The organism is Microbispora sp. NPDC049125 (assembly GCF_040802045.1).
Lineage (GTDB): Bacteria > Actinomycetota > Actinomycetes > Streptosporangiales > Streptosporangiaceae > Microbispora.
The window spans coordinates 57,800-70,378 of sequence record NZ_JBEZDW010000002.1 but is presented as its reverse complement, the minus strand read 5'-3'; the positions used below and the strand labels follow the sequence as shown (position 1 = coordinate 70,378).

Annotated in this window: 11 protein-coding genes; 2 read left to right on the top strand and 9 right to left on the bottom strand. The window is 69.7% G+C overall.

All coding sequences use genetic code 11. The features are described from left to right. The 6 genes from AB0B72_RS02725 to AB0B72_RS02700 form a co-directional block, all read right to left on the bottom strand. Positions 1-210, bottom strand: a 210-nt coding sequence (locus AB0B72_RS02725) for a peptidase inhibitor family I36 protein (protein WP_367736542.1), incomplete at its 3' end; no start/stop codon positions are given. Positions 211-281: 71 nt separating this feature from the next. After that, positions 282-1,007 (bottom strand): peptidoglycan-binding protein, encoded by a 726-nt coding sequence (locus AB0B72_RS02720; protein WP_367736541.1) that lies wholly within the window; start codon positions 1,005-1,007, stop codon positions 282-284. Between the two features lie 428 nt (positions 1,008-1,435). Then, entirely contained in the window at positions 1,436-2,434 is a 999-nt protein-coding gene (locus tag AB0B72_RS02715; RefSeq protein WP_367736540.1) for a HEAT repeat domain-containing protein, read from the bottom strand. A gap of 6 nt (positions 2,435-2,440) precedes the next feature. Further along, positions 2,441-3,103: a HEAT repeat domain-containing protein gene (locus tag AB0B72_RS02710; protein ID WP_367736833.1), complete on the bottom strand. Its 663-nt coding sequence runs from the start codon at positions 3,101-3,103 to the stop codon at positions 2,441-2,443. Between the two features lie 78 nt (positions 3,104-3,181). After that, complete coding sequence (locus tag AB0B72_RS02705) at positions 3,182-5,497, bottom strand: hypothetical protein (RefSeq protein ID WP_367736539.1); 2,316 nt, start codon at positions 5,495-5,497, stop codon at positions 3,182-3,184. Positions 5,498-5,809: 312 nt separating this feature from the next. Continuing rightward, positions 5,810-6,682, bottom strand: coding sequence for a hypothetical protein (locus AB0B72_RS02700; protein WP_367736537.1), 873 nt, complete (start codon positions 6,680-6,682; stop codon positions 5,810-5,812). Between the two features lie 373 nt (positions 6,683-7,055). On the opposite strand from AB0B72_RS02700, the gene AB0B72_RS02695 reads away from it, so the two are divergent. Next, on the top strand, positions 7,056-8,447 hold the full coding sequence (locus AB0B72_RS02695; RefSeq protein WP_367736536.1) for a flavin monoamine oxidase family protein: 1,392 nt from the start codon (positions 7,056-7,058) through the stop codon (positions 8,445-8,447). Positions 8,448-8,575: 128 nt separating this feature from the next. Here AB0B72_RS02695 and AB0B72_RS02690 read toward each other — a convergent pair whose 3' ends face one another. Then, positions 8,576-9,484: an SDR family oxidoreductase gene (locus AB0B72_RS02690; protein WP_367736535.1), complete on the bottom strand. Its 909-nt coding sequence runs from the start codon at positions 9,482-9,484 to the stop codon at positions 8,576-8,578. 121 nt (positions 9,485-9,605) lie between these two features. Here AB0B72_RS02690 and AB0B72_RS02685 point away from each other — a divergent pair, with 121 nt between their 5' ends. Further along, complete coding sequence (locus AB0B72_RS02685) at positions 9,606-10,196, top strand: TetR family transcriptional regulator (RefSeq protein ID WP_367736534.1); 591 nt, start codon at positions 9,606-9,608, stop codon at positions 10,194-10,196. Positions 10,197-10,307: 111 nt separating this feature from the next. Here AB0B72_RS02685 and AB0B72_RS02680 read toward each other — a convergent pair whose 3' ends face one another. Beyond that, a complete protein-coding gene (locus tag AB0B72_RS02680) occupies positions 10,308-10,811 on the bottom strand; it encodes a hypothetical protein (RefSeq protein WP_367736533.1) in 504 nt (167 codons plus the stop codon). A gap of 477 nt (positions 10,812-11,288) precedes the next feature. Beyond that, positions 11,289-12,572 carry a hypothetical protein gene (locus tag AB0B72_RS02675; protein WP_367736532.1) on the bottom strand — a complete coding sequence of 428 codons (1,284 nt, stop codon included), beginning with the start codon at positions 12,570-12,572 and terminating at the stop codon, positions 11,289-11,291. Between the last annotated feature and the right edge of the window lie 7 nt (positions 12,573-12,579).

Here is a 12,579-nt window from a genome sequence, read left to right as displayed (position 1 = left end):
GGAGGGCTGCTTGGTGCCGTAGTCGGCGACCGATCCGGCGAAGTCCGAGACCGACCCCTGGTTGTTGCTGTTGAAGTAGTAACAGAACTCGCCGCTTTCGCAGACGCCGTTGCGGCTCGCCGCCGAGGCGGGTGAGGCGGTGGCGAGCGCCGTCCCGCCGAGCGTCATCGCGGCGGCCGTCGTGGCGAGGATCTTGTTGAGCGTTCTCATGATGTTCCCCTTGGTGTGCGTGCTGCTTGGGTCTCGGATGGTCGGTTCGGTGCGGCCCGGGTTTCGCGCGGTCAGCGGCGCTGGTACTCCTCCCAGGTGCGGATGGTCACCTTCGGGCCGTCGTCGGCGCCGCGGCCGGAGAGCCCGTTCAGGCCGAGGTAGTAGTCGCCGATCTGGTGCTGGGCCTGGCTGGAGAGGTCGGTGTCGTTGATGGCGGCGGCGTGGATGTGCCACGGCCAGTCGGCCTGGTCGGGGCTGCGCACCCATGCGGCGAAGCCGACGCGGCGCAACGCGCGGGCGACCGCGGTTCGGGTGGCGGAACTCATCCCCTTGACCGAGATGTCGACGACGCCGCCGCCGTCGTGGGTGCCCGCGGACGTGGGGTCGCCGCCGGGGTTGTACGAACCCTGCAGCAGCACGAGGGGGCGGCCGAGCAGCCGCTCCGCCTCGGTCAGCATGCTCCGCGTGCGGGTGTCGACGACGAAGCCGCCGGCGGACACCCGTGCACCCGGGCCGATGACGTGGGTGACCCCGAAGCGGCCGGCTCCGAGCTTGGTGAGCGACGCCTTGCCCGGCAGGCCGTTGGCGGCGAGACCGGTGAAGCCGAGCGACTTCTGATACTTCGCGAAGGCGGTGACCGTCGTGGTGCCGAAGTAGCCGTCCACCCACTTCGCGTCCAGCAGGTGCCGGTCGCGCAGGGCCTGCTCGACGAGGAGCACGCTGGCCTTGGCGCCCGGGGTCAGCTCGTCGCCAGACCGCCGCGGGTCGATCTGGGCCGCCTTGACGGTGGCTTCCATGTTCACGCTCGGTCGCGCAGCGGACAGGGCCCGGGCATCGGTTGCGTACGCCGCCGACATCCCGGACACTCCGGTTAAGGAAGCGAGCACGCCTGCCGCCACGAAGGCGGCAGCGCATGAAGGCAGCTTCATCGGTTCTCCTGGGGTTTCGGACGCTGGGGGGATTTCTTGCGTCGGAGACCACAGTTTCGGATCACTCAAGCTGTCCACAACATGAGCGTGTTGTCAGCCTGTCCGTCAGGCGTCCCGTACAGGCGTACACACCGCCTGACATGCGATCCGTCGCACGACGGCGCCTTACGTGCGTCCCTCCGAGGTGGTACGCGTGTGCCGCGAGGCGGTGAGACAAGGTACAGGCGGGGTGCTCGGGGCTGCCGTGACCGTTCCGGCGGTGACCGATAAAAGCTGATCCTCACGGTATGCAGCGGCTAGCGAGCGTTGCGCAGTTTGAGAACGTATGCAGCGGTAAGCGCGACGGCACGGTCCTCGTCATGTGACAGATCCGTCAGGGCACGTGACGCCGTGATCCCCGGGATGTCCGCGAGCGCCTGTGTCAGCCGCCGGCGTACGGACGAGTCGATGCCGCCGTGGGCGAAGAAGCTGGCGAGCCTGGTGGCGATCTGATCCGCCAACGCGGGATCACTCGCCAGCGCGCTCAGCGCGTCGGCCGCGTCGGCGTCGTTCGTCCCCTCGACGACCATGTCGACGAGTGTCGGGACGGCGTCGGCCACTCCACGTGCCCCGAGTGCCAGAGCCGCACACCTGCGGACCACGATGTCGGAGTTCGTGAGGGCGTCCCGCAGCAGTGCGGTCGCCTCACCGTCCGGAATCTCGGCGATGGACTGGACGGCGCGTTCGCGCACCTCGGCCGCCGGGGAGCCGAGGCCCTCCGCCAGCAGCGCCAATCCGCCTTCGCCCGATTGCGCCAGAGCCCATCGAAGGGCTCCGGCGACGTTCGGGTCGGTCTCGCTCAGCGCCGCCTCGACCAGTGCCTCCACCGGCACCTGTCCCGCTGAGGCCAGGGCCGCGCGCTGGCGCTTCCCTGCGCTCTCCGCCCCCAGGGCCTGGAGGAGGGCGACGACCTGGAGGACGTCCTCCCAGTCAGCGGGGTCCGCGGCATCGATCCGGCGGAGCCGCGTGAGCAGCTCCGTCTCGGCGGCGATGCGTTCTCGCGTCTGGCGGATGAGGTCGTCGACGAGCTCCGAGGGCGTGAAGCCGGGATCGTCGAGCGCGCGCCCGACCTCACGCAGCGACAGCCCCAAGGACCGCAGGCTCTCGATATGGAAGATCCGCCGGATGTCCTCGCTGGAGTACTCCCGGTAGCCGGACCCGGTACGGCCCGTCGGCCGCACCAGGCCGAGGGACTCGTAATGCCTGAGCATGCGGGCGCTGACCCCGGACCGTCGTGCCACATCACCGATCAACACTGCCTGTCACGCCTCCTGGCCGGTCGTACCGAGCGCTACGATCCGCTTAGCCTCCTCGATCGCGAACTCGAATCCTGCATCGGGGTCGTGCGACAGCCGTTCCGTGGCGATCGCGTGCCGGCGCACGCGAGGGTCGGGATCCGTCATCGCGGCGCTCAAGATCGGCATGACCACCTCACCGAGCGCGATCAGCGCCCGGCTCAGGCTCAGATGCGTCTCACGCTCGCCGCGCCCGAGCTGTGTCGCCAGCACTCCGGCCAGCGCGGGTTGTTCACCTTCGGGCACGAGTACGACCGCCGCTCGCCAGGCGCTCCGCGCCACCTCGTCGTCGGCGTCGGTCAGAAGCGCCTGCGTGATCGCCGGCCAAGCCCGCCGATCACCGATCTTGGACAGCGTGTGCAACGCCTGGCTTCGTGCCTGCGCACGCTCCGAGCTGAGCTCGTCGACGAGCTTCGGGACCGTCGTGGACGCCGGGTGACGGGTGAGTGCCCACGTAAGCATGTCGCGCACGTAGAAATCGGGCTCGATCGCGCATCGTTCGATCAGCGTGTCGACGGCCCGCGGGTCCGGGGTCGTGCCGAGCGCCAGCGCCGCCTGCAGCCGCACCGACGAGCGGCTGTCCTCCAGCCCCTGGAGAGCCGGCATCGTGTTCGTGTCCTGTTTCGGCATGGTCACCGGGATCACCTCCTTGGCCACAGTGAAGGCCCTGTCACTGTGTCAAGGTCAAGCCGGCCACCCCGGCGGCTGTCACCGCTGAGCCGTCTTGCGGTACGTGACCGGCTTGTCGCCCTTCCCGGGGAACGCCATGATCAGCAGACGTTGGCCATTCCCTTGCGATCCCTTCCACTCGAACCAGTCGTAGTGCACGCGGATCCGGTAGTGACCCGCCCTGCCGTTGAGTGACAGGTCGGGAAATTCGGTTCCGCTCAGATTGTCCCTGAGCACGATCTCACCGGTGGGGCTTTCGTACCCCACCTCGGCGACGTGGTCCCAGCCCTTGGTCTCCACCGGCGGGCGGCGGGTGTAGGTCTCCAGGGTGACGCAGAGTTTGTAATCGGAGTGCGTCAGGATCATCAGGTGGCCGGGGAGGGCGGCCACCAGGTCATCGTCTTGAGCCTTGCCGAGCAGGCCGTCCTCGTACGGGTCCCCGCCGTCCTCGGCCGGCTCGTACGTCTCCACGACCCCGTAGTCCGTCCACTGGGGTTCCTTCATGCGGATCGCCTTCACCGGTTCGACGAGCGGGCGGTGGGGCGGGCTCGAATCGCACATGCGCTGCGCGTCCGCCTCCCACTCCTGCGCCTCCCGGTCCGCTTTGGCGGTCGCGGCCCTGACCACGGCGCCGGCGCCGGGGCAGATCTCCGCGAGCGGGTAGGTCAGGGCGTCGCGCGTCAGTCCCTGCGTCGCCCGAAGCCGGGCGACCTCCTGGGGATCGTTGCGGGTGTAGACGCCGCACAGCCAGCGGGCGTGGGCGAGGACCATGTCGTCAGGCGTGGCGGCGGCGAGTTTGATCACGTTTGCCTGCCGGAGGGAGCACACGAGTCGCTGGTCCCGGGTGAGCGTCGGCCCCTCGGGCTCGCCCGTCCAGGCCTCGCGTGGGGCGCAGTCTCCGGCCGTGGTCACCGTGCCGGTGGCCAGGTCCGCCACGGGCACGAACGCGAGCGCGACCAGTGTGGCGACCTGGGCCAGGAGGAGCGTACGGCGGCGTGCGCGCCGGGCCGGCGGAGTCGGGTACAGGAACGACAGGAGCAGGGCGGAGGCGAGCAAGGCCGCGCTGTACCACGCCGGTGAGATGCCGTGCTCCTGAGTGAACAGGCTCTCCGGATAGATCTGTGTGCCTTCGTAGAAACCGCCGAAGTCCTCCGGCACGGGCGTCGCCGTAAGCGCGCCGGCGAACCCCACGGCCGCGGCGATGATCAGCGTCAGCGTCGTGAACCGCAGGGAACGGCGGGTCCGGCGCAGCACAGCGGCAAGGATCAGCAGCGCGGGGCCGCCGACGCCGACGAAGACGTCCAGGGCGAACCAGGCCAGGACGTTCCCGCCGCCCCCGTACACGCGGACGAGCTCCTCGATCACGCCTCCGGGGCCGATCCAGAGGTACTTGCCGTACGCGAGGTTGACGGCGGCGGGGATCAGCGGCAGCGCGACCGCCACGGCGGCCAACGGCCACCACCTGGCCGCCGCCCGGACCGGCACGTGTCCCGCGTCCGGCTGGGGAAGGGGAGCCGCCAGCTCGTGAGCGGTCCTGGCATCCCACACCAGCCTGAACACGCTGACGGCACCGAGGAGCGTGTAGACCGTGAGGATGTCGGGGAACCCACCGTCGCCCAACCTGACCATCCCGTGAGGCTGGAGAACGGAGATCACCTGCGCGATGACACCTGTCCGGACGGTCGCCGCGCTCCAGCGGGGATCCTTGGCCTGGGCGATGAGGATCGACACCGACCACGCCAGCCAGACGTAGCCGTACCCTCCGGCCAGGGGCAAGATCTGCATGGCGGAATGCAGGTCGAAGAGGCCGGCGATCTCCTCTCCGAGGCTGCTCGCGACGGCGAAGGTCCCGGCGACGAGGGAGAACAGCCGTAGCCGGCGGGAGACGGTGTCCCGGAGCACCAGGAAGAACAGCCAGACGATGGCCAGTTGCACGCAACCGGAGGCGACTTCCATCACTGACCAGACCCAGTAGATCTTCCATGTCTGGACCAGCGGGACGGCGGCGACGCCGATCAGGCCGTAGCCGACGATGACATACAGGGCGAGCCGGAGCAGCCCGACCTTCCTGCCCCGGGGTGTCAGCTCGCCCCTGGCGCGCCCGCGCAGCACCTGCCAAAGGGCCCACGCCTGAAGCGCTCCGATGAGGATCAGGACGACCGCAAGCCCCCACGGGACGGTGAGGGTTTCTTCGCCGGAGCCGGAAAACCAGTCCATGCCGGAGTCGTGGGTGACGACCTTCCAGAGGAGGTCACCCTGTGCGGCGGTCAGCGCGAAGGCGCCCAGCGCGGCGACTACGGCGAGGTAGCCGACTGCGACCAGGGCGGCGATCCTGCCGAAACGGTAACGACGCATGGCCATCTCATCAGGGTGCTGCAGTCGAAACGTCAACCTTGCCGAGCCACCGGAAAGTTGATCAAACCGTGGCAAATGACCGAGACCGGCGAAGGATGCGGCAGAGAAGGCGCCACGCGGTGCCCAGCCACCAGGCCTGTCGCGGTCGGCGGTGGCCGATGGCGGGAAAGCGGTGCGGCTGCTGCCGGTGGCGCGGGATACCGAGAGTGGTGGGATCGGCTGCGTCAGGCCGAGCGGCCGATACGGGGCACACGCCGCCGCAACGGCCGAGCGGATCGTGACACGAGCGCGACCTGCGGCTTGAGTGGACGTCTACCGGTCTGGACGGCCGCCGCTCAGGTGGATATGCCGTAACCCCGGGCTGAAGCCGGCGACGTGATCGGCGGTGCCATGGTGCGCTTTCGAGGGTGTGAAGCGGCCTTCGCTGACTGCGACGTCGTAGGCGCCGCCGTGAGGGTATTCGGACAGGATCCCGGTCACCTGGTGCTCGGCTGCCCAGGCGAGTCCGGCGGCCAGCGTGTCGAACACGCCGGAGGCGTGCCGGGCGCGGTCACCGTGGAAGATCCAGACGGCTGACCGGAGCTCGTCGGCGGCGGGCCTACGGCGCAGGCCCTCGGGCGTGAACGAGAAGGCGCCGGGGAAAGGGCCTGGCCGGTGACGTACGGCGAGCACCACCGGCTCGGGGTGGACGCCCCGCAAACCGTCCTCGGGTGCGGTGTCCGCGAAGGCGTTCCACAGGTGAATGCATACCAAGTCGTCGTCGCGATCGGCGGTGACGTAGGCGAGGGTCTTGGAGCAGAACTGGTTGGTTCCGCCGATCCACAGCGACGGAGGTCCGAACGTCTCGATCACCTCGGACAGCGTGCGGTCCTGCGTCACCCACCCGCCGATGCCGGCGCTCAACTGCCGGAACTCCGCCGCCGACAGCGTCCGATCCGGCTCCAGCCAGCCGAGACGATGAGCGATCTCGGCGTAGACGGAGGCCGTGGCATCGCGCAAGGCGTCGGCGGGAAGGATGTCCCTGTAGGCGCCCATGACCCCCGTCGCGGTGAACGCGTCGCGTTCGCATAGCCGATCGCGCTCCGCCCGCCACCGCTCCAGAGCCCCGTCCAGGGCCGCCATCGCCTCCAGCAGAAGCAGTTCCGCAACCTCATCCGTGCCGTACATGCCAGGGCGACGAAGCACGCCGTTCACGTGATTCAGGTGGTGCCGGCGTGCCTCATCCAGAACGGGACCAGAGTCCTCACCGCTGCTCATCGCAACCGATCATGGCACGCCAAGCTCGCGCCCACGGGCATCCCGAGCGGGTTCGAGGTCCGGTACGTCGCCGAGCGAGCAAAAGGCAGACAGTTGGCGCCATAGACCTTGTTGGCGCGTGTCGGCGGGCGAGCGATGCGATGGGGCGCGGCATGGGCTCGCACTGGTTGACACCGCGGCGGCGCGCCGGGAATGCTCTGCGGACACAAGTGAATCCCAGAAGTCGGCGCCGTGGTGGTTGGTGGGTGCGCCGGCGTGTTCGCGCATGTCGCGGATACGCCCGACACACCCAGGAGATCAGATGTCCCACCAGCATCGCGACGTTGACGTCGTCGTGGTCGGGGCCGGTATGGCCGGCCTTGTGTGCGCGAACCGCCTCCGTCGTCACGGGGCTGAAGTCCTTCTCGTCGAGGCCTGCGACCAGGTCGGTGGCCGCACGGCCGGCATCGAGGTCGGCGGCGAGATCGTCGACCTCGGTGGCCAGTTCATCGGACCGGGCCAAGACCGGATATACGCGCTGGCCGACGAGTTCGGCGTGGATACAGTCCCGGCGCACACTGTAGGCGCGAGCGTATTCGAGACCTCGGCCGGACGGCTGCGCCGGTTTCGCGGCATGGTGCCGAGACTCGGCCCGGCGACTCTCGCGGATGTGGCGCGTGCCCACTTCCTCCTCGACCGGCTCGCCCGCAGCGTCGATGCCGACGCCCCGTGGCGCAGCCCGAACGCAGCCGCGCTCGATGGGCGAACCATGGAGTCGTGGATCAACCGCACGATGAAGACCCGGGGCGGGCGACGGTTCCTCGTCCTTGCCTGCCGGGCGATCTGGGCCTGTGAACCGAGCGAGCTGTCGCTGTTGCACGCACTGTTCTACGTGAAGGCCGCCGGCGGCCTGGCGGCGGTGACCGACTTCGAAGGAGGCGCGCAGCAAGACTGGTTGGACGGCGGAGCATACGGCCTGGCCATCAGGCTCGCCGACCGGCTGGGCAGCGCGATCCGGCTGAACGCACCGGTCCGCCGAATCGAGCAGAACGACTCCGGTGTCGCGGTCACCGTCGAGGACGGAACCACATGGCGGGCGCGGCACGCGGTGGTCGCGGTTCCTCCCCCGCTCGCCGCCCGGATCACCTACCAGCCACCGCTTCCGGCGTCGCGCGACAACCTGCTGCAACGACTCCCCATGGGCAGTGTGATCAAGTACGTCTCCGGCTACCCAGAACCGTTCTGGAGGCAGGCCGGCCTGAACGGCGCGTCCCTCAGCCTCCACGGCCCGATCACCATGACCGTGGACAGCAGCCCCCGATCTGGCCGCCGCGGCGTGCTGATCACCTTCGTCAACGGCGCACCCGCCCGAGAGCTCGCCACCCGCTCCCCCGGAGACCGCCGGACCACCGTCCTTGACGCACTTGGCCGCCTGTTCGGGCCACCGGCCACCACGCCAATGAGCTTCGTCGAGCGCAACTGGAACGAGGAAGCATTCACCCGCGGCGCCTACTCAGCGGTGTTCCCGCCAGGCGCGTGGACCCAACTCGGCTCGGCGATGCGCGCTCCAACGGGCCGCATCCACTGGGCGGGAGCGGAAACCTCGCCACGCTGGTATGGCTACATCGATGGCGCGGTGCGGTCCGGAGAGGCCGCGGCGGATGCGGTGGCGCAGGCCGTCAATAACGAACGGGCACTCGGCCGCCCCTCCTGAGCCATGTGTCATTGCCAGGGGGTCGTGCACACGGTGACCTACTCGTGCAGCCGAGCAACTCGGCTCGTCCCGAGTCCCGATGGACCGAAACGGCGGCCGGGAACAAGTTCCGGGCCGCCGCTTGTCGTTCATGCCTGGAAGTAGTGCTCCTCGTCCAGATCGGCGATCAGGCCGGGGTGGGCCGGAGTCCAGCCGAGCAGTTCGCGGGTGATCGCGGCCGACGCCGGGTTGTCCAACTGCGCGAACGACCCGAGGAAGCCGAAGTAGTCGCCCGCCTCCTCGGGGCTGATGCTCCGGACCGGGATGCCCAGGTTGCGGCCGATGGCGGCGGCGATATCGGCGAACGGGACGCCCTCGTCGGCGACCCCGTGCAGGCGCGAGCCGGCCGGTGCCTTCTCAAAGGCGAGCCGGTAGAGGTGGGCCGCGTCGAGCGTGTGCACGGCCGGCCACCGGTTGGCGCCCTCGCCGACGTATGCGGCGTACCCGTTGCGCCGGGCGGCGGCAATGATGGCTGTGATGAAGCCGTGGTGGTCGAGTGAGCTGTGCACCGTGGGCGAAAGCCGGACGATCGAGGAGCGCACGCCGCGCGAGGCGAGGTCGGCCACGAAGTTCTCCGCGTCGATCCGGTAGCCGCCTGAGAACACGTCCCGTTCGGTGCCAGGGCGGCCGACGACGCCGCCCATCACGAGCATGGCCGTCCCGCTCGTGCTGACCAGCGGCTTGCCGGAGCCGTCCAGACCGTCGGCAAGCGCTTTGAGGGCGACCAGGTCGGCCTCGGCGGCGCCGGCCATGTCGCCGGTCAGCATGAGGTCGTGGCGGAACGCGAGGTGGATCACGCCGTCGGAGGCGGCCGCCTCCTCGCGCAGCACGTCGAGGTCGGACAAGTCGCCGCGGCGCACCTGGGCGCCGAGCTTCTCGATCACGGCGGCCGACGCGTCGGAGCGGGCGAGGCCGACGACCTGGTGCCCGGCGGAGAGCAGTTCCGGCAGGACCGCGGAGCCGAGGTGGCCGGAGGCGCCGGTGACGAATACCTGCATCGTGGTTCCTTCCCAAGGACCAATGTCATCTTGTGACATCACCGTACACCCGTGATGTCACCATGCGACACGTTTTCGCCGAGCGATATGTCGCCATGTGACATCGGATAGCATCGTCGGCATGGCCCGCTGGCAACCGGACGCGCGCGGCCGCTTGGAGGCGGCCGCCTTGGAGCTGTTCCACAAGCGCGGCTTCGAACAGACCACGGTCACCGACATCGCGGCCCGTGCCGGCCTCGACAAACGCACGTTCTACCGGCTCTTCGGCGACAAGCGCGAGGCCCTCTTCAGCGGCGGCAAACTGCTGGAGGAGGTCCTGATCAAGGCGGTCGCCGAGACGGACGCCGCCCCTTTCGAGACGGTTGTCGCCGCCTTCCGGCGAGTGGCGGACGAGATCTTCACTGACCGTCTCGACCTGGCTCGCGTGCGCCAGTCGGTCATCGACAGCAGCCCCGAGTTGCAGGAGCGCGAGCTCCGCAAGATGGGCTCGCTGGCGGCAGCGGTCTCCGCCGCCCTGCGCGCCAGGGGCGTCGGCGAGACCGCGGCCACCCTGGCCACCGAGTCGGGCGTCACGGTTTTCCGGGTGGCGTTCGCGCGCTGGGTCGCGCCCGGCAGCGACGCCTCATTGACCGACTTGATCGCCGAGGTGGCCGCCGAGCTGCGCGCGGTCACGTCGCCCCCAGAACCACATCCGGATCTCAGTCAGAGCTGACTCACCTTCGACCGACCGGCGGCCGTGCTGCCGGTGGGCTGGATGTGAGAAGGCCGGGCGTCCCATCGGACGCCCGGCCCGCCACCGGCCTCCCTCCGCGAGGCCGGTGGGTCAGAACTCGCAGTTCTCCTCGGTCTCGCCGGTGCACGTGTCGGTGTCGGCGCCGCCGTCGGTCGTGTCGTTGCCGCCACGGCCGTTCAGGAAGTCGTTGCCGGTGCCGCCCACGAGGACGTCGCGGCCGCTGCCGCCCCAGAGGGTGTCGTTGCCGGCCGAGCCGAAGATCTCGGTGAACCGGTTGACGGTGTCGTTGTTGACGATGTCGTCGCCCTGGCGCATGTTGACCATGATCGTGCTGGCGTTCTTGCAGCTGACCCCGCCTGAGATCGGCTGGCAGTCGGTGTCGCTGGAGGTGACGCCCGCCCCGGTCACCTTGATGACTCCGCCGGTGCCCTCGGCCAGGGTGATCAGGTCGGATCCGGTCGTACCGGTGACCGACAGGCCGCCGAGGCTCACGGTCACGGTGATCGGCGAAGCCGCCTGGGCGGGAGCGGACAGGGACGCCATTCCGGCGAAACCGGCGATGGTGAGGGCGAGAGCGGCGATGTGACGACGCATTTCATCCAGTCCTTCAATTCGGTGATCCCGGCCCCCGTCGGGCCGATGACCCAAGGAAAGCGCCTCGCATCCCCTCCGGTCTGTGCCGGAATACGCGCCCGCTACCGGTCCAAATACCTATGGGACGACGGACAACGGTCACGCCTCCACCACTGCCTGCGTTTCCGAAGGAAGGGATGTGGAAGATCAGCGGGGAGCGGCTTGAGCTGGTCCTCCCCGCCGAATGGGTCCGCCGCACCATCACCCAGCCCGTCCGCAGCGTCAAAGAGAATCTTGGGGGCTGAGGCGATAGCGACTCGGGCGTTCATGGTGTGGGGCTGCCGTCGATGGCGGTGACGACGGCTCCGGCTTCGCGGGCGATGAGGACGCCTGCGGCGGTCGCTCCGCTGCTGGAGTCCTGCCTCGAACAGGTGCCTTGCGATGTGCTGCTGAGCGAGCCCCCGGCCCATGCCGGGGTTTCCGCTACCTGTGTCGGGGTCAGCCTGCGGGCCGCTCCCCGAGACGGTTGGCCCACCCTGTCTGCTCGAAGGCCTGGCTCAGCAGGGCGATCGGCCGCCGGTCCCTCACTTCGATCTGGAGCAACTCGGCCGTCCTCTCATCGATGATCATGCGGAACTCGACGTCGCCCTGGGTCGACTCGTCGCCGGGGGCGGTCGTGCTCAAGACGACCCCCGTACGGCCGAGGGCGTCGGCGGATCGGCCCTTCGACGTGATGCCCGGTTGCTCGGCCAGCACGCGGAACAGGGCGGCGCGCGTGCCGGGGGTGACCGGCGCGGTCAGCAGGTCGGCGCCCGTCTGCCACAGGTAGACGGCGAAGGTGGACCTGTTGGGCCCCTGGGACGCCGGCCCCTGCTCGTACATGGTCCGCAGCCGGCGCTTCAGCGCATCCTTCCCGGTGGGCAGGAGGGACACGTTCCTCATGGTCAGACCGGGGTTGTCGATGGACAGGACCCGGTCCATGCGGTCTTCGTTCGTGCGAGGCCGGGCGCCCTCGACCAGGTCGGGCGAGCCCATGGCCTTCCACTTCGCCTCGTCCTCGGGGGAGGCGAAGGTCACCTTGGCGTCCGGGCGGGTGACGTTTCGGTTGATCCCTCCCTTCTCCCGGGCCCGCCACACCTCGCTCGTGTCGGAGGTGGCCGCCGAGAACGGCATGCCGGCGCTCTTGGCGGCCCTCCCCTTCAACCGGCCGACCTCGTCCTCGAACTCCTTCTCGGCGGCAGCGATCGCCGCGGCGTCGCCGCCGGCCGCCGTCTTCTTGTCCTCCAATTCTTTCTGCAGGAGCTGCACCTTCTCCTCGAACGCACCGGGGATGGCCCTGATCGCGGAGATGGTGCGCGTGCGCGTGTACCAGTAGCGGCCGGTCGTCGCGGGCTCGCGGGCGGCGGTCTCGGCCGCGGCGAGCAGGAAGGACCGCGCGTCCAGCGGCGAGGCCGCCACCGCCGTCGGGTCGGGCCGGCTCTGCGAGGGTGTGGTCGCCGCGCCCAAGGCCCCCGTGCCCGGTCGTCCCGTCTCGGATGCGCCCGAGACGAGGCCGGGGACGACGATGGCGGCGGCGAGCCCCGCGGTGGCCGTGCCGGTGACCAGGAGAAGGGAGAGTCGTCGGGACATGGGCAGGCTCCTGGGGGGTGCGAAGCGGCGAGGGGAGGCGGGAGGCGTCCGGAAGGCGCGGGCGAGGTCGGCCGAGCGGCGGCGCCCGTAGGCCTCTTCCACCACCTCGTCGAGCCCTTCCGGTCTGAGGTGGGCGAACAGGCGGTCGTTCAATTGGTGC

Bases quoted from the DNA above. Each gene is read 5' to 3' on its own strand.
- AB0B72_RS02720 (WP_367736541.1), bottom strand. From the start codon at position 1,007: ATGGAAGCCACCGTCAAGGCGGCCCAGATCGACCCGCGGCGGTCTGGC.
- AB0B72_RS02710 (WP_367736833.1), bottom strand. From the start codon at position 3,103: ATGCCGAAACAGGACACGAACACGATGCCGGCTCTCCAGGGGCTGGAG.
- AB0B72_RS02705 (WP_367736539.1), bottom strand. From the start codon at position 5,497: ATGCGTCGTTACCGTTTCGGCAGGATCGCCGCCCTGGTCGCAGTCGGC.
- AB0B72_RS02695 (WP_367736536.1), top strand. From the start codon at position 7,056: ATGTCCCACCAGCATCGCGACGTTGACGTCGTCGTGGTCGGGGCCGGT.
- AB0B72_RS02690 (WP_367736535.1), bottom strand. From the start codon at position 9,484: ATGCAGGTATTCGTCACCGGCGCCTCCGGCCACCTCGGCTCCGCGGTC.
- AB0B72_RS02685 (WP_367736534.1), top strand. From the start codon at position 9,606: ATGGCCCGCTGGCAACCGGACGCGCGCGGCCGCTTGGAGGCGGCCGCC.
- AB0B72_RS02680 (WP_367736533.1), bottom strand. From the start codon at position 10,811: ATGCGTCGTCACATCGCCGCTCTCGCCCTCACCATCGCCGGTTTCGCC.